Origin of the sequence: Clostridium sp. 1001283B150210_160208_E6, assembly GCF_015669365.1 — a bacterium.
Taxonomy (GTDB): Bacteria; Bacillota; Clostridia; order Clostridiales; family Clostridiaceae; genus Clostridium; species Clostridium paraputrificum.
Genome location: NZ_JADPAA010000001.1, coordinates 103429 through 118527 on the forward strand (window position 1 = coordinate 103429; position 15099 = coordinate 118527).

General features: G+C 28.6%; 25 protein-coding genes. All 25 read right to left on the reverse strand.

From position 1 onward, the window contains the following. Positions 1–3: 3 nt before the first annotated feature. On the reverse strand, positions 4–408 hold the full coding sequence (nusB, locus tag I4V16_RS00590; protein ID WP_049179136.1) for a transcription antitermination factor NusB: 405 nt from the start codon (positions 406–408) through the stop codon (positions 4–6). Positions 409–583: 175 nt separating this feature from the next. Next, a complete protein-coding gene (locus I4V16_RS00595) occupies positions 584–1042 on the reverse strand; it encodes a GNAT family N-acetyltransferase (RefSeq protein WP_049179137.1) in 459 nt (152 codons plus the stop codon). A gap of 225 nt (positions 1043–1267) precedes the next feature. Then, on the reverse strand, positions 1268–1774 hold the full coding sequence (locus I4V16_RS00600; RefSeq protein WP_111937259.1) for a DUF4825 domain-containing protein: 507 nt from the start codon (positions 1772–1774) through the stop codon (positions 1268–1270). A 65-nt stretch (positions 1775–1839) separates the two neighbouring features. Next, the gene (locus I4V16_RS00605; protein ID WP_111937260.1) at positions 1840–2496 is read right to left on the reverse strand and encodes an HD domain-containing protein; all 657 of its coding nucleotides are present in this window, start codon (positions 2494–2496) and stop codon (positions 1840–1842) included. A 12-nt stretch (positions 2497–2508) separates the two neighbouring features. Then, positions 2509–2811: a Dabb family protein gene (locus I4V16_RS00610; protein WP_111937261.1), complete on the reverse strand. Its 303-nt coding sequence runs from the start codon at positions 2809–2811 to the stop codon at positions 2509–2511. A 70-nt stretch (positions 2812–2881) separates the two neighbouring features. After that, positions 2882–3265 (reverse strand): Asp23/Gls24 family envelope stress response protein, encoded by a 384-nt coding sequence (locus I4V16_RS00615; RefSeq protein ID WP_027097688.1) that lies wholly within the window; start codon positions 3263–3265, stop codon positions 2882–2884. 84 nt (positions 3266–3349) lie between these two features. Continuing rightward, positions 3350–3871: a SpoIIIAH-like family protein gene (locus I4V16_RS00620; protein WP_049179141.1), complete on the reverse strand. Its 522-nt coding sequence runs from the start codon at positions 3869–3871 to the stop codon at positions 3350–3352. 38 nt (positions 3872–3909) lie between these two features. After that, complete coding sequence (locus tag I4V16_RS00625; RefSeq protein WP_049179142.1) at positions 3910–4497, reverse strand: stage III sporulation protein AG; 588 nt, start codon at positions 4495–4497, stop codon at positions 3910–3912. Between the two features lie 16 nt (positions 4498–4513). Further along, on the reverse strand, positions 4514–5080 hold the full coding sequence (spoIIIAF, locus tag I4V16_RS00630) for a stage III sporulation protein AF (protein ID WP_099329438.1): 567 nt from the start codon (positions 5078–5080) through the stop codon (positions 4514–4516). 3 nt (positions 5081–5083) lie between these two features. After that, a complete protein-coding gene (spoIIIAE, locus tag I4V16_RS00635) occupies positions 5084–6295 on the reverse strand; it encodes a stage III sporulation protein AE (protein WP_049179144.1) in 1212 nt (403 codons plus the stop codon). Between the two features lie 8 nt (positions 6296–6303). Next, a complete protein-coding gene (gene spoIIIAD, locus I4V16_RS00640) occupies positions 6304–6687 on the reverse strand; it encodes a stage III sporulation protein AD (protein WP_049179145.1) in 384 nt (127 codons plus the stop codon). An 11-nt stretch (positions 6688–6698) separates the two neighbouring features. Next, the gene (spoIIIAC, locus tag I4V16_RS00645; protein ID WP_049179146.1) at positions 6699–6896 is read right to left on the reverse strand and encodes a stage III sporulation protein AC; all 198 of its coding nucleotides are present in this window, start codon (positions 6894–6896) and stop codon (positions 6699–6701) included. Positions 6897–6911: 15 nt separating this feature from the next. Beyond that, positions 6912–7430: a stage III sporulation protein SpoIIIAB gene (gene spoIIIAB / locus I4V16_RS00650; RefSeq protein WP_111937263.1), complete on the reverse strand. Its 519-nt coding sequence runs from the start codon at positions 7428–7430 to the stop codon at positions 6912–6914. Continuing rightward, complete coding sequence (gene spoIIIAA / locus I4V16_RS00655; protein ID WP_049179148.1) at positions 7412–8323, reverse strand: stage III sporulation protein AA; 912 nt, start codon at positions 8321–8323, stop codon at positions 7412–7414. Before spoIIIAA ends, spoIIIAB begins: the two co-directional genes overlap by 19 nt. A 135-nt stretch (positions 8324–8458) precedes the next feature. Then, on the reverse strand, positions 8459–8821 hold the full coding sequence (locus I4V16_RS00660; RefSeq protein ID WP_049179149.1) for a CD1247 N-terminal domain-containing protein: 363 nt from the start codon (positions 8819–8821) through the stop codon (positions 8459–8461). A gap of 76 nt (positions 8822–8897) precedes the next feature. Continuing rightward, a complete protein-coding gene (gene efp, locus I4V16_RS00665) occupies positions 8898–9455 on the reverse strand; it encodes an elongation factor P (RefSeq protein ID WP_027097678.1) in 558 nt (185 codons plus the stop codon). Between the two features lie 160 nt (positions 9456–9615). Continuing rightward, a complete protein-coding gene (locus I4V16_RS00670; protein WP_049179150.1) occupies positions 9616–9960 on the reverse strand; it encodes a hypothetical protein in 345 nt (114 codons plus the stop codon). 4 nt (positions 9961–9964) lie between these two features. Continuing rightward, on the reverse strand, positions 9965–10363 hold the full coding sequence (locus tag I4V16_RS00675; protein WP_049179151.1) for a hypothetical protein: 399 nt from the start codon (positions 10361–10363) through the stop codon (positions 9965–9967). Next, positions 10341–10982 carry a hypothetical protein gene (locus I4V16_RS00680; RefSeq protein WP_049179152.1) on the reverse strand — a complete coding sequence of 214 codons (642 nt, stop codon included), beginning with the start codon at positions 10980–10982 and terminating at the stop codon, positions 10341–10343. The genes I4V16_RS00675 and I4V16_RS00680 overlap by 23 nt, the downstream gene beginning before the upstream one ends. A gap of 15 nt (positions 10983–10997) precedes the next feature. Continuing rightward, the gene (locus I4V16_RS00685; protein ID WP_049179153.1) at positions 10998–11381 is read right to left on the reverse strand and encodes a hypothetical protein; all 384 of its coding nucleotides are present in this window, start codon (positions 11379–11381) and stop codon (positions 10998–11000) included. Next, a complete protein-coding gene (locus I4V16_RS00690; protein ID WP_195616946.1) occupies positions 11372–11851 on the reverse strand; it encodes a prepilin-type N-terminal cleavage/methylation domain-containing protein in 480 nt (159 codons plus the stop codon). The genes I4V16_RS00685 and I4V16_RS00690 overlap by 10 nt, the downstream gene beginning before the upstream one ends. Further along, the gene (locus I4V16_RS00695; RefSeq protein WP_195963242.1) at positions 11821–12228 is read right to left on the reverse strand and encodes a hypothetical protein; all 408 of its coding nucleotides are present in this window, start codon (positions 12226–12228) and stop codon (positions 11821–11823) included. The genes I4V16_RS00690 and I4V16_RS00695 overlap by 31 nt, the downstream gene beginning before the upstream one ends. Next, a complete protein-coding gene (locus I4V16_RS00700) occupies positions 12221–12685 on the reverse strand; it encodes a type II secretion system protein (RefSeq protein ID WP_099329447.1) in 465 nt (154 codons plus the stop codon). The genes I4V16_RS00695 and I4V16_RS00700 overlap by 8 nt, the downstream gene beginning before the upstream one ends. Further along, entirely contained in the window at positions 12686–13717 is a 1032-nt protein-coding gene (locus I4V16_RS00705; RefSeq protein ID WP_099329448.1) for a type II secretion system F family protein, read from the reverse strand. After that, positions 13707–15077, reverse strand: a complete 1371-nt coding sequence (locus tag I4V16_RS00710) for a GspE/PulE family protein (protein WP_207738374.1) — start codon at positions 15075–15077, stop codon at positions 13707–13709. Before I4V16_RS00710 ends, I4V16_RS00705 begins: the two co-directional genes overlap by 11 nt. Positions 15078–15099 lie beyond the last annotated feature (22 nt).

The following is a 15099-nucleotide window of genomic DNA, read 5'->3' on the forward strand; positions in this document are numbered from 1 at the left end:
CCCCTATATGTTTTTTAGAACTTTATCTAAGACTCCGTTAACAAATGAAACTGACTTTTCATCTGAATATCTCTTTGTTAATTCTAATGCTTCATTTAAAGCAACCTTTTCTGGAACATCTTCTACATAAAGCATTTCGTATATTCCCATTTCTAGAATGCAAAGATTAATTTTAGAAATTCTGTCAAGCTTCCAGTTTTGTAGATTCTTTTCTATTATTGAATCTAACTCAGCTCTCTTTTCATTAATTCCTTCTAATATATTATTTATGTAAACAAAGTCTATACCTTCTAGACTTTCTTCACTGTTCTCTTTGAACATTTCTATAACTTCTTGTGGTGTATCTTTACTTAATGTCATTCCAAATACTAATTCTAATGCTTTTTCTCTTGAATCTTTTCTACTCATTATTTCCTCCAAATTTACATCTATATAAATATTTATTACCTTTATTATAGACTTTATAAAAATATAATAAACGACTTTTATTATTTTATCACAAGGGAACTAAGCTTTCCACAAAAAATCACCCATTATTAACTATTTTATCATCTCTAAACCATATAGTTATATTTATTACAAATTATTCTTTAAGCTTTAAGGAATATAACAGCTCTCCATTTATAATTTCTCCTGTATTTTTAAACCCAACATTTTCATAAAGATTTTTGGCTTTTATATTTTCTGGATAGAATGATAAAAATATTTCCTTGCACCCTTCAAGCTTTTTCATTTCTTCTATTATTATTTTAATTGCTTCTTTGCCATAACCTCTTCCTTGATATGCATGATGGATCATTAATCTACATAACTCATAGAAATTATCCTCATAGCAATATCCATACATGGTAAATCCAATGATTTTATCTTTATCATATATTCCTTTTGTAATCCATCCATTTTCTATTTTAGATTGAGCTAGGGATAAAGTATTGGATGGAATAAATTCTTCAAATACAAAATGCTGATCGCTTTTATCTGTTGTCAAACCTATACACTGCAACCAATTCTCTTCATTAATATCTCTTAAATTAATTTTCATATTACAATCCCCCTTAGCTTCTTCCAATACAATCAATTATAAATCACTTATCCAATTCTTTACAACATAAGTTCTATTCAACATATTTATATAAATACATAAATATGTAAATATATCTTTATAACTTCTTATATTTATATAAATACATAAACATATATTTATATCTTTATAATCTAAAGTTTATTTTAAAAAAGAAACTACATCTCTGTAGTTTCTCCACCAATTTTATTTTGCTACCATAACTTTTAGTTCATTAAATTTATTCCATGTTTCTTCATCTTCAAACATCTTATCCATATACTGTCCCAATACTGATTCTATATATGCTCTTGAATAATTATAACTTTTTTTATCTATGTCCCCTACTTTAAAAGATATATTATCAAGGTCATCTATTAATGTAAATAAAATTGCACTATTCTTTTGAAGAACGTTTTGTGGATTCTCCCAAAAGCTAGCATACTCATCCTTATCATTAGCTCTAATAGCATATTCAACTTCTATATCATTTGAATCCTTTACCCTTTGCACTTTATCTATATAAAGCTCACCTGGTAGCTTCTTTAATATATCATATGCTTTATTATCTGCTAATTTAGAATTCTCATATTTCTTTAACGATTCAATTTTTACTTCTGAAGTTGATAACACATTATCTTTCTTAGTACCACACCCTGTAACAGTAATCATAAGCAAACACAGTAATATAATTATAGAAATCTTTTTTCTCATTTAATATACCTCCCACATATAATCCCATTATTATATTACCATATATTTCCTATTGTTGTATCTTTTTATTTATCTTTAGCAAAATTCCACTCTAGAAAGAATTCATTCAAATAATTTTCCATAAACTTATGTCTTTCTTCTGCTATTCTCTTCCCTTCAGTTGTGTTCATCTTATCCTTAAGCTTTAATAGTTTTTCATAAAAATGATTTATTGTTGTACTTTTTTTATTTTTCACTTCTTCTAGGGAATTATAATTATTAATACTTATATTTGGATCATAGATAGGATTATTTTTATATCCTCCATAAGTAAAGGTTCTTGCTATACCAATAGCTCCAATTGCATCTAATCTATCAGCATCTTGAACAATTTCCCCTTCTATGCACTCTTGAGAAGAGTCAACAATGCCACCTTTAAAGGAAATCTTCTTTATTATATTAATAATCTTATCCCTATCACTTTTCTCAACTTGAAGACTTTCTAATAAATCTTCTATTTCATTAGTTTCTGTTTTATTATCATTTGAAAACTTCCAGTCTCCAACATCATGAAGTAGAGCACACATTTCAATAATAAATATGTCTCCCCCTTCTTTTTCATAAATAGCTTTTGAGGTATTATATACCCTCTCTATATGGAACCAATCATGTCCACTGCCTTCATTTATAAGTTTATCCTTTACATATTTCTTCCTTTGTTTTAAAATTTCTTTCTTATCCATAGTTCTCCTAACTTAAACTATATAGTCTGCAACAATTCTTGAATTAGTAACCTTTTTAACATAAGAAGCCACCTCTACATGCTTAGGATTTATTTGATAACTATCTAAATCTTCCTTACAGTTAAATTCTGAATATAAAACTATATCATAGGCTTGTTCAGATTTATTAAAATCTATACCAACCTCAATTTTTACTATTTCCTTAATTTTATCCTTTAATTCTTCTAACATATTCTTTATTAATTTAGCATTTTCTTCTTTAGAGTTTCCCTCTGCTTCTTCTTTTAATTTCCACATAACTATATGCTTTATCATTTCTCCACCTCCATTTTTTATAAAACCGAAAAAAAGGAATTATACTATAAAGCATAACTCCTTTTATAAACTATTCTTCTACTTTTTCTTCTTCCTTTGGTAAGTAAATATTTTGTACATAAACATTTACACCACTAACAGTTAAACCTGTCATAGCTTCTACTGTTTTCTTAACGTTCTCTTGAACTTGGCCTACGACATCCATAATTCTCACACCATATTCAACTGAAACTTCAAGTTCAATAGTAGCTCTATCTTCTTCTAAAGTAACCTTTACAGCTTTACCTACTGCCTTTTTACCTTTGAAAATTTGAGTTATATTATTAGAAACTCCAGTATGTTGGAATCCTACAACTCCTTGTATCTCTTCAGCTGCTATACCAGCTATTACACTTACAACTTCGTCGGATATTTTTACAACCCCAACATTTTCTTCATTGTTGAAATCTTGCATTTTGTTCGCCCTCCTAAGCTTTGTAAAACAAAACTAAATTATCTTACGTTAATTATATCAAAATAGAAAATATATTACAATGTATTATTTTTTCACAGAAATATTAACATCACTAATTCCACAAGCACTTTGAACTATCTCTTGGATTATAGCGCCTTCTTTTTCAGTAAGTTGGTTATCTGACTTAACAATTATATCAGCTTTCTTACTATCATCAGAAATTTCACAAATAGCATCGCTATAACCTTTATTCTTTATATTTGTTTCTATTGTTTTTTGTTGACTTTGTCTTAATGTTATTTTTGTAATCTGTGCAGTTGCAGCATCCTTTTGCTCTTGTGAAGTTTTATCATTTTCAACTACATCTTTTAATCCTTGGATAGCTGATGCATCATTATTTTCTCTTGTGCTTCTTGCATCTATAAAGAAATCTGTTTGACTGATTGTCTCCTTATCCTTGTCTTCATCTTTCTCCCCTTCAACTAATGCCCCTGCTAAATCGCTAGCATCATTTAAACCACCATTATTTAATTTTGCTCCTAAAATAGCAGTACACACTATTAATGCTAATAAAGTAAATATAATCCCAACTTGTTTTTTTGTCATTTTTTATTCCTCCCATCAACTTTCTATTGAATTATATGCTAAATCCCCATAGGATATACATTAACCTTTTCAACTGATATCCCATATAAACTAGATACAGCTTTTTCTATGTCATACCTAACCTTGCTACTTTCTGCACCCTCTGCAGTAATAACAACACCTATTACCTTAGGCTTATATGTTTTTAAAATAACTGGTGAATTTCCACCAGACTCACTACTCATTACAACCTTAGTTGTGTCATTTTGCTGATCGCTAACTCTCTTTCCACCATTTGTATCTGTTTCTTCTGTTTTTGTTGTTTGATTTGTGCTATCATATGCTGCTACCTTCTCTTCTCCACTCTCAAAGTTAATCATTACATCAACTTCTCCAACTCCATCTATTTTTCTTAGAATGTTTGTAAGTTCAATCTTTTGTTTATCTTCATAAGTAGAGACTGTAGTGTTTACTTTTGTATTATTTTCTTCAGTAAGAACTTCATTCTTACCACTTAAAAGTCCTGGCGCTAAAATGGTAATGGCAATTAATATAAAGCCAATAACTAAAAGCACCGCAAGAATATTGCCCATATACTTGTTTTTAAACAACTTACTAACCTCATTCTTTAGCTTCTTAAAATCCATTGATACCCCTCCTTTTTTACAAATAATACACTACTATCTTATCCTTACTTATTTCTAATTCATCTGAAAGAAAATCCTTCACCTCTTTTTGAGTGCTATCTTCTTCCTTAACCTCTTTTTCTTCTTCCCCAATCTTAACTTCCTTTACTTTCTTAACCCCTTTTTCGCTTATTCCTATACGTAATTCATTAATTTGACAAGTCATATTATCAAAATCTACTGTGCAATCAAGATCACTTTCAAAAGTCATATCTTTAAATTCTTTTGATAACTTATTAATGCAGTTTTTATTAAAATTATCCTTAAAACTATCCTCTCTAAGCTCCTGTGTTGCTATAGTAGTATCATCTTTACTTATGCCTTCCTCTATCTCTTTGTCATACTGATCAATAATAGATGTTAGGGCTGTTTCTCCTTGAGAAAAAAACTTTACAATAGGGTTTAATAGTACAGCTACTAGTATTAACCCCATTACAAACTTCAAATACTTTTTCATGCTATTATCTGGTCCAACAAGCTCTATGGCTGTAATAAATATTAATGTAGTAACAAGTGTTGTTACAAAACCTTTAATTAATTCCATATCCTATCCCCCTACAATAAACTTTCCAGCAGAGGCCATAATTGCTAACAAAACAAAGAACATTAAACTTACGCTTAAAACACATGATAACAACAATACTAATGAATCCCCTGTTGCTGCAATTGTACTTGTTATTCTTTTATCACTTATTGGCTCTACAAGTGCTGCTGACATTTTATATATAAATGCCATAAGAATCATTTTTATTATTGGATATAAAATAATAAGTATTATAACCATAAGTCCAATTCCACTTATTGCATTTTTGATAATTAAAGAATATCCAGCAACTGATGCAATTGCATCTGAAAAAGCTTTACCTACTATAGGTATAAAATTATCTACTGCAAACTTTGTTGTCTTTAAGGCAACAGCATCTATTGTTGTACTAGTTATACCTCTTATTGTTAAAAGAGCTATAAAAGATGTAATTATTATTCCTTGGAGCCATACTGTCCACTGCTTTAATAATTTACACAGGTTATCTATTTTATGCTCTTCTGAAAGATTATTAGCAAATTGTAGAACAAAACCTACCATAATTAATGGAATTATTACAGTTACATATATCCTTGGTATTATTACAACAGCTGCCATTACAATTGGATCTATGGTTGCTGCTTGAGTAACACCTCCTGCTAAGGCTATCATTGTAACTAGAACAGGTAAAATTGCTGCCATAAAATCTGCTACCCCATTAATAACATCTTTTGCTACAGATATTGATATCAAAAAGCTTTTTGAAAGAAGCATAACCATAACTGCATAACATGCATAAAAAGCTATCTGAGATATACTTTTTGTACTAAAGGCATCCTGTAGATTTTTTAATAAGGTACATAATATAGCTATTACTATCATTGAAATAGCAAGCTTTAATACACTACCAACTTCTTTAAATAGAAGAGAAACTACAGCCTTACCTAACTGTGAAAAGGATAGATTACCCTTTCCATTAGTTATATAGCTTTTTACATATTCAACTGGGTCAAGATCATTCATAAGCTCAACATCTACCTTCATCTTATTGATATAATCATAAAGTCCCATTAAATCTTTATTTGTTTCAGGATCTATCATTCCCTCATCTACTATTGTTTCAATAGCTGATTTATTTTGTTCTTCTTCTGCATTAACTATAGCTGTTGGAGATATGATAGAAAAAATACATATGTTTATCACTAATAAAATCATAAGTCTCTTAAATTTCTTCATATTTACACCTACAAAATTTGTAATATAGAGTCTAATACAGCCATTAATATTGGAATTGCTAAAACTAATATGAACATCTTCCCTGAAAACTCTACCTTAGATGCTAAACTTCCAGCCCCTGCATCCTTGCATATTTCACTTGCAAAACTAGCCAGATAAGCTATAGCCAATATTTTAAGTACTATTTGTATATAAACTGTATCTATACCTGCTTTATCAGCTATGGTCTTCAGGAAATTAACTACTTCACTAACTTGTGAAATACAATATATAAAAATTACTACACCAGCAGCTAAAAGAATTAAGGCTGCTAGGTCTCCTCTTTTATCTTTAAAAAGTAAATATAAAAATAGGGCAACAAGCGCAAAGGAAATAACCTTTAAAATCATCATCTTACTATCACCTAGAACATAAACATGGTCTTTACTGTATTAAACAAATTGCTAATTAATGAAACTATCATTATTAATATAATTACTATTCCTGCTATATTAGTGATAGCTGCTATTTCACTTTTTCCACTGCTAGTTAAAACCTTGTCCAATATCACTAAAATAATTCCTGCCCCGCCTATTTTAAAAAGTATACTAAAATCCAGCATAATCTTCCTCCTAATCTACAATAAAAATATGGATATCATTGCCCCAAAACACATTCCCAAATACCTATAAAGCTTTGTATTCTTTTTAGATTCCTCTCCAGCTTCTTTTATATTTATCTTTAAGTTTTCTAATGCTAGATTGAAAATTTTCTCTTGCCCATAAACCCCAGAGTAACCTAAGGATTTTAGAAAATCTCCTAAGATATCCTTATCTTCTTTATTTAAATAAACCTCTTCTTTTACATCTTCATAATTTCTTTTAAAGGCTATATAAACATCTCCTATTTTCCCATTTTCTAAGTCACTTGAAACATTTGATATTAGTTTGTTAAATGGTTCCTTGCTTTTTTTTGATATTTCATACAAGGCTTCTGGTAATGGTGTGGTATTAAATACAACTTCATTTTGTAAAAGTAATACTCCCTTATAGCATTCGTTAAGATTTAATAACCGTTTTCTAAAACTCTCACCATAAATATAACCTGCAAAAGTAAACATAGAGAAAATACTAATTATTAATATAATCTTGACCACTTTTTCTCTCCTCCTTTGCTTAATGAGTAAACATTCTCTACTGTCCCAACTCCTTCTCTATTACTAAGCAAAATAACTCTTTCTACAACGTTATTTTCCAATAGCTCTTTAAAAACACTTCTGTTAGTTAAATCATTAAGACTTTCCCCATGTAAGGTTACAACAATGTTTACTCCTGAATTAAAAGCCATAATAAGTGCTTCAATATCCTTTAATGTTCCTATTTCATCACATATAATAATTTCTGGTGATAAACTTCTTATGGCCATAATTAACCCTTCGCTTTTTAAACAATTATCTAGAACATCAGTCCTTATTCCAACTTTCATTTGAGGTACTCCAAGATAACTAGCTGCAATTTCACTTCTTTCATCTATAATTGATATCTTTTTGCCCCCATCAGATAGGTTCCTTGCAATATCTCTTAGAATAGTTGTTTTACCACACTTAGGTGGTGAAATAATCAAGGTATTTAATACCTTTTTATCTTCCACTATATATTTCATAACCTTTTTTGAGCACCCAAGTATTTCTCTACAAATTCTTATATTTAATGAAGAAATATTTCTTATAGTCTTTACTTTCCCATTATCCATAACACACTCACCTGCTAGTCCAACTCTGTGTCCTCCTCGTATTGTTATGAATCCTTGCCTTATTTCTTCTTCATAGGCATATAATGAATAGTTAGAAATTCTTTGAAGTATGTACTTTATGTCTTCTCTTCCCAATATATAGCTAAGTACCACCTCACCTTTAGATGATGTAATTATTATTGGTTTTTCTATTTTTAACCTTATCTCTTGTAAAGCATTATCTTTCAAATATTCTCCTAAAGCCTCTACAACTCTAGGTGGAAATAATTTTACTATTCCCTCATCCAAAATATCCATCACTTCCTCCTCCCTAGTTTGATTCCTATATAATTTCTATTTACGTAATTTAAAAATTATAACCTTATTTTATAAAAATATGTGAACTAATTATTTTGAAAATAAAAAAAGAATCCTAAACAGGATTCTTAAAAATTATTTCACTATATTTTCTCCACAATATGGACATGGTATATTATCTTCTTCTAATGCAGAGGCTTCAATGAAGATAGGTTTTCCACATTTATTGCAGCTAACTTCTGTATACTCTGATTCAAATTCATCTAGTTCTTCTAATGATACTTCCTCAAACAATTCTTCTTGAATTTCTGATATATCATCATCCATATACTTTAAGTTTTCAGAAAGTACAGCTTCATTTACCATAACTTCTTCAATTTTATTACTTAACCCTTCTAAAATTGAAGAAATATTGTTAAAAATGCTTTTATACTCTGATTTATCTATAGTTGAAATTTCTTCTTTTAATTTTTCTATATTATTTCTTATTTCCTTCATACAAACACTTCCTTGTATGTATTTCATAGATAGCAAAAAGTTGCTAAGCAAATTGAACTTAGCAACTTTCTTAATATTAAACTCTTTCCATGTAATCGCCAGTTCTTGTATCTACTCTTATAGTATCTCCTTCATTAACGAACATTGGAACATTAACTACTGCACCTGTTTCAACTGTAGCAGGCTTTAATGCATTTGTAGCAGTATTACCCTTTACACCTGGTTCACAGTGAGTGATTTGTAATTCTACGAAGTTTGGAGCTTCTACTGAGAAAGCTTCTCCCTTATAGAACTTAATTATTGCAAACATATTTTCCTTTAAGAACTTTATAGCATCTTCTACTTTTTCATAGTTTAGTGGAATTTGCTCATATGTTTCTTGATCCATGAAGTAGTATAATTCTCCATCGCTATAAAGGTATTGCATTTCTTTTCTTTCAATAACTGCTTCTTGGAACTTTGCAGTTGGGTTGAAAGTTGTATCTGTAACACCACCAGATATAACGTTTCTTAACTTTGTTCTAACGAAAGCTGCTCCCTTACCTGGTTTAACGTGTAAGAAGTCTACAACTGTGTAAACTTGTCCTTCATGTTCAAAAGTCGTACCTTTTCTTAAATCTCCTGCTGATATCATTTAAATATCCCTCCAAAATGTATAAGTTTCAAATATAAATACCTAAAATATACGATACTCTTATTGCATCTAACAATTTCCGTATACACAACAAATTTATTTTATCAGAAGAAAACTAGAATTGCAATTATTTTAGCCACTTCTACCTAAAATTCTCCTATTATGAATATTTAAATGTAAAATTTCCATATATAGTATCTGAATACAATTCTAATGAATAATCTAAAATACTTAGCTTATCTAAAGAATTTATTTTCTCCAAAAATTCCCCATTTTCTCCGCTTATTACGCCATTAATAATATAATCTTCTCCTGATTTATAAATATTTTTCACTTCTATTGCATTATCATTTAAGTATTCTAAAACTTCTGTAAGCGAGTATTTTTTTACTATAACTTTTTCTGTAACTACTGGTTTTACCTCTTCTTTTTTAGAATAAAATATAAAGTAGGACTCAATACCTATAAAAACAAACAAAACTATAGCAAATATTTTATTTTTCATACTACTACCTCTTTGTTAGTTCTATTTTATATTTATCATCGCCAAGATAATATATATTATTTATAGATACCTTATCATCTTCACTTAATTTCTCTAAAGTTTCCTTGTTGCTTATTTCTAGAGAGGCATTATTTTTAGCTATATTTCCTTTTATGCCATTCTTATTTAAACTAAGCCAAAATATAACTTCATCCTTTTTTATGCAATTTGTACTCGCAGATTCTACATTTTCTATTTTAACCTCTTCTTTAGTATTTATACTACTTAACGATAATGGTAATAAGATAAGTGCAGTGATTATTAAAATATATAACCCTCGCTTTTCATCCTTTGAATCTTTTATTACCTTATCATTTATATATTCTGTTGGTAGAAAATTTTTATTTATAAACTTTTTTTGCATTTAATACCTCTCCAAACTCCTTTATGATGAAAGAGTTATAACCTTCTGGAAACTCTTTTGAAATGCCCTCTTCAATATATGTTTTTAGATTTTCTTCTCTTTCCACTTCTAGGTATTTTTCAACAAACCTTGTAAGGCTAGTATCTACAAAACTTCTAGCTATAAAATTATTATCACATAAAATATAATAGTAGCTATCCTTATAACTAAATAAAGTTTCCCACTTCTTTTCCCTTACCTTCTTTTTAAACTTATTAAAAAAACACATCTGAATAGGCTCTACCTTAATAGATGCCGCTCCTTGGCATAATTCACGTATTTTCATTCCACCTTTAACAGCATATATTATAAGTTCACCTTTTCTTCTAGAAAATTCGTAATGAAACAAGAAATCTTCACTACTGCCAAAGGCTCTTTCTATTACATTCTGAATTTCTTCTTCTTTAACTTTAACTTTTCTATTTAACTTTATCTTTTTTGTATATAAATCTTCACCTAAAATTACTACTTTTCTCTTTTTACCCAATTTAATTTTCCTTAGATTGTCTAAGGAAAACTTGTATATATTATTTTTATAAAAAATTTTTTCATTACATATTTCTATTAAATTATTTTCCACTAAACCTCCTCCATATCAATACCTATAACTATAAGGTATTAAGCTTTTTCCACTACTATCTTCTTTTAAAATTGTATAGTTTTCATCATTACCAAAAAGAAAAACCCTTTTATTTATGTCATATTTCAAAAAAATATTTTCCCTTATACATACCTTGTCACCACTATTATTTTTCAAATAATTTATAGCAGTATTATTCACTAGTAAATAATTATCTAACTCTTCTATTTCACATTCTAAATTATAACTTTTACTATCTTTGCTATAATACTGATCAATTTTTTCTCTCTTTACACCATTTATTATCATTGTTACTAATACTGTAGAAAAGAAGGATATTAACATTAATATATAAATGAGATTAATTAATACATAACCTTTTTCTCTTCTTAAATGCATTTAATATACCTCTCTCCCCCTTTAGTTATTTCTGCATATACTAGATTTCCTTTTTTATAAACCTTAAAATCCTCTATGTTTTCCACTATTGGATTATTGCTTACCTCTTGAATATTAGTTTCATTGTAGTGAACAATACTTAAATTATTTCCTCTTTTTAAAACCCTTTTTATCTTATAATTTTCATTTCCTAAGCTTTCATAAATTTCAACTGTATCTCCACTTTTATCTACTTTAAACACATCCTCTTTAGATGAAAAGTAATCAATTGTACTAAAAGCATTATAGACTTGATTCATTTCTCTACTTTTAATAATTAAGTTTCTGGTGTAGTTATAAGCTTCTATAGCGGTACTTACTGCAATGGAAATTATTATTAAGGATATACTCAAATAAATTGTTGTTTCTAGTAAAGTGAATCCTTTATTAGAATTAGTATTTACAAGTTTCCCCTTACCTTTTGTTCTAATACTTTTTCACCACCCTCTAACCTTATAACAAACTCTTTTCTTTCATCACTGAATTCTATCAGCAGAAAATTGCTTTCCTCACCATATGCAATATCTAATAAGTCCTTATTTTTTAACTCTTCAAGTAAATTTTTATCATATGGAATCTTAACCTTATTGCTAACAGCCTTACTTTTAAACTTCTCTTTATCTAAGTTGTATCTTATTTCATTTACTACTGCATGAAAACATTCATAAGTTTCCCTCTCTTCTTTTTCATTTTGTAGATATTTATTTGCTGAAATTGCTAAATTAAAAGCTAGAAGTCCAATTATACTTAATATAAAAAGACCAGCTACTAATTCTAAAAGTATATTTCCCTTTGATTTTTTAACCATTTTTTCTTTTACCCACATAAATATTATTCACTGTTGGATTAATAGAGAGCTGATATTTATTGTTTCTGCTATCTTTAAGAAGTGTAGTTTTAGATTGTACTATTCCGTATTTACTAATATCATAGCTATCAACTATTGGATAAGCTAAAATATAATCATTATCAATCATTATGCTCTTTTCCAATTCTCTTTTAATCTTAGTGTCACCTCCACTACTAAATAAAATGACAAACTTATCTTCATATTCTCTTAATTTTATAGTTCCAATAACACCATTGTTCTTGCAATAATCTCTTCCATAACAAAAGGTGTCTTCTAACTCATATAAAAAATTCTCTACTTTTATATTTTCCTCAAAACTTTTATAAAGGTTATACCCACTAAAGCTAAATGAAAATATAATCCCAAGTATTAGCATTACTGCTACCAATTCTATAAGCGTATATCCCTTCTTCAACTACATAACTCCTCCATAAATCATATCAAACATAGGTAGTACAAATACCCATATAAATGCCACAACTCCAAGAGCCATAGTTATGATTAGAGTTGGTTGAATTAATGATAAAAGTTTTGAAATACTCTCTTTTGTTCTCTTTTCTAATCTCTCTTCTGCCTTTTTTACTCTTACTGTAAGTGACCCACTATTCTCCCCAAGCTTTATCATTGATATTGAATACTTAGATAGGAAGCTTAAATTACTTAAGCACTCACTAAGTTCTTTTCCCTTTAATATCTCTTCATTTATTCCTTTTAAAACGTCACTTAGAAATTTTATATCCTTTGAATCTGAGCAGTAACTAAAACCTATTGGCAATGATACACCACTATCTAAAATTAAGGACAAAATCAGCATAAATATAAATTCTTCTAATTCTTTTACGATTTTTACTTTTCTAATGAATTTAAATCTTCCTTTAAAGTATTTTAAAACTTGAAAAATTGTTAATGGAACTATAGGTATGTAACATAGAACACTTACTATAAACAGGATAGGATTATCATTAAAACTAAGTTTTAAATTATATAAGAATTCAGCAACTTTTGGTGCTTCACTTCCTGCATTTTTATAGCTCTCATAAAATGATGGAATAAGTACAAATGCTAAAAATATTCCTAATAAAATCAAGGTAACTATTAAAAAGCTAGGATATATTAATGCATTTTTCACTTCTTTCTTTATGTTACCTAGTTTAGAGTAGAACATTTCAAGCTTATTAAAGGTTCTTCCTAGCTGACCACTGTTTTCCCCTACCTTTAATACGCCAATAAAAAGTCCTGGATATAATTCATCAAACTTACTAAAAGCCTCACTTAAGCTTTTTCCTAGTAAAATATCATTACGAATATAAGTTATACTGTTTTTATAATTTTTACTTAGAGGCAATTCCTTTAATAGCTCTAGTCCATCACCTATAGCTATACCATCTTCATACAAGCTCCCCAAGTTTTCAGCTATTATTGTTAAATCCCCATAGCTAATCTTCATTTAATTCTTCCCCTTCTAAAATACTTAAATAATCGTAATAATCAATTACCCCTTTTAAAAGTAAATCTCTTAAGCTATTTACCATCTGACAATTTGAAAGTAAGTCTTCCTTTTCATATATTTGGACAAGTTCACCTTTTAACTTCTTATCTATATGATAAACAGATGCAATTAGTTGCCTACCAATATATCCACTATTATTGCAAATATTGCAGCCACCCTTTTTGTATATTTTTATACTTTCTCCATTAAGGTCTATAGCTCCAATTTCCTCTTTACATTTACATAAGAGCTTTATTAATCTTTGAGAAATAATACCTACTAAAGCGTCTTTTATTAGGTAGCCCTTTACTCCCATTTCTTCAAGCCTTAAATACACTTCTCTTGGTGATTTTGTATGTATTGTAGAATACACCTTATGCCCTGTTATTGCAGATCTAACAGCCATCCTAGCAGTCTCTTCATCTCTAATTTCTCCAACCATTATCACATTAGGATCCTGCCTTAATAAACTACGTAAACCTTCAACAAAGGTAAGTCCAATTTTATGATTTAAATTCACTTGATTTATCCCCTTCATTGTTACTTCAACTGGGTCTTCAAGGGTTGATATATTTATATCATCATCTTTTATTTCATTTAAAATTGTATAAAGTGTTGTTGATTTACCACTTCCTGTTGGTCCATTAACCAAAACAAGTCCATTTTTAAGTCTAATAATTCTACTTAATGTTTCTTGCTGTTCCTTAGTAAACTTCAAATCTTCTATAGGGGTTAAAAATCTATCACTATAAAGAACCCTAAGAACAATTTTCTCTCCATATATAACTGGCACTGTAGATAATCTACAATTATATTTTTTATCCTTACACCACATAAAAAGCTTGCCATCCTGTGGTCTTCTTTTTTCCGTAATATCCATACCAGCCTTAATTTTTAATCTAGATGATATTTTTTGATAATCCTCTAAACTTAATTTTCTTACTAATGTTAATGAGCCATTTATTCTAAATCTAATATTTAACCCATTTTCTTCTGGCTCATAGTGTATATCACTTGCATTACATGCTATAGCTTCTTCAAATATTACCACTTCTATATCTTCAATTTTAAAATTTAATACATTTTGAATTAGCTCTAAAATTTCATCTTTTTCTCTATATATGAGCTTTATTTTCTTATTAAATAAAAAACTCAATATATCAATTATTTCATTATGGGGTGTTTCTGTTGTTGCAATATAGACATTTTTTCCATCTTCATAAATGGGTAATACTCCATACTCTTTTGCTTGATTTATAGACAATTTTCTTGCTACTCTTATATCTATTTTATCTATTAATCTATCATTATTTGACAACTTTTCACCTCCACTTCTAGAA

Bases quoted from the DNA above. Each gene is read 5' to 3' on its own strand.
- nusB (WP_049179136.1), bottom strand. From the start codon at position 408: ATGAGTAGAAAAGATTCAAGAGAAAAAGCATTAGAATTAGTATTTGGA.
- I4V16_RS00685 (WP_049179153.1), bottom strand. From the start codon at position 11,381: ATGCATTTAAGAAGAGAAAAAGGTTATGTATTAATTAATCTCATTTAT.
- I4V16_RS00670 (WP_049179150.1), bottom strand. From the start codon at position 9,960: ATGAAAAATAAAATATTTGCTATAGTTTTGTTTGTTTTTATAGGTATT.
- I4V16_RS00610 (WP_111937261.1), bottom strand. From the start codon at position 2,811: ATGATAAAGCATATAGTTATGTGGAAATTAAAAGAAGAAGCAGAGGGA.
- spoIIIAF (WP_099329438.1), bottom strand. From the start codon at position 5,080: ATGGAATTAATTAAAGGTTTTGTAACAACACTTGTTACTACATTAATA.
- I4V16_RS00695 (WP_195963242.1), bottom strand. From the start codon at position 12,228: ATGGTTAAAAAATCAAAGGGAAATATACTTTTAGAATTAGTAGCTGGT.
- spoIIIAD (WP_049179145.1), bottom strand. From the start codon at position 6,687: ATGATGATTTTAAAGGTTATTTCCTTTGCGCTTGTTGCCCTATTTTTA.
- I4V16_RS00615 (WP_027097688.1), bottom strand. From the start codon at position 3,265: ATGCAAGATTTCAACAATGAAGAAAATGTTGGGGTTGTAAAAATATCC.
- I4V16_RS00625 (WP_049179142.1), bottom strand. From the start codon at position 4,497: ATGGATTTTAAGAAGCTAAAGAATGAGGTTAGTAAGTTGTTTAAAAAC.
- I4V16_RS00620 (WP_049179141.1), bottom strand. From the start codon at position 3,871: ATGACAAAAAAACAAGTTGGGATTATATTTACTTTATTAGCATTAATA.
- efp (WP_027097678.1), bottom strand. From the start codon at position 9,455: ATGATATCAGCAGGAGATTTAAGAAAAGGTACGACTTTTGAACATGAA.
- I4V16_RS00705 (WP_099329448.1), bottom strand. From the start codon at position 13,717: ATGAAGATTAGCTATGGGGATTTAACAATAATAGCTGAAAACTTGGGG.
- I4V16_RS00675 (WP_049179151.1), bottom strand. From the start codon at position 10,363: ATGCAAAAAAAGTTTATAAATAAAAATTTTCTACCAACAGAATATATA.
- I4V16_RS00600 (WP_111937259.1), bottom strand. From the start codon at position 1,774: ATGAGAAAAAAGATTTCTATAATTATATTACTGTGTTTGCTTATGATT.
- I4V16_RS00605 (WP_111937260.1), bottom strand. From the start codon at position 2,496: ATGGATAAGAAAGAAATTTTAAAACAAAGGAAGAAATATGTAAAGGAT.
- spoIIIAC (WP_049179146.1), bottom strand. From the start codon at position 6,896: ATGCTGGATTTTAGTATACTTTTTAAAATAGGCGGGGCAGGAATTATT.
- spoIIIAE (WP_049179144.1), bottom strand. From the start codon at position 6,295: ATGAAGAAATTTAAGAGACTTATGATTTTATTAGTGATAAACATATGT.
- spoIIIAA (WP_049179148.1), bottom strand. From the start codon at position 8,323: ATGGATATTTTGGATGAGGGAATAGTAAAATTATTTCCACCTAGAGTT.
- I4V16_RS00660 (WP_049179149.1), bottom strand. From the start codon at position 8,821: ATGAAGGAAATAAGAAATAATATAGAAAAATTAAAAGAAGAAATTTCA.
- I4V16_RS00595 (WP_049179137.1), bottom strand. From the start codon at position 1,042: ATGAAAATTAATTTAAGAGATATTAATGAAGAGAATTGGTTGCAGTGT.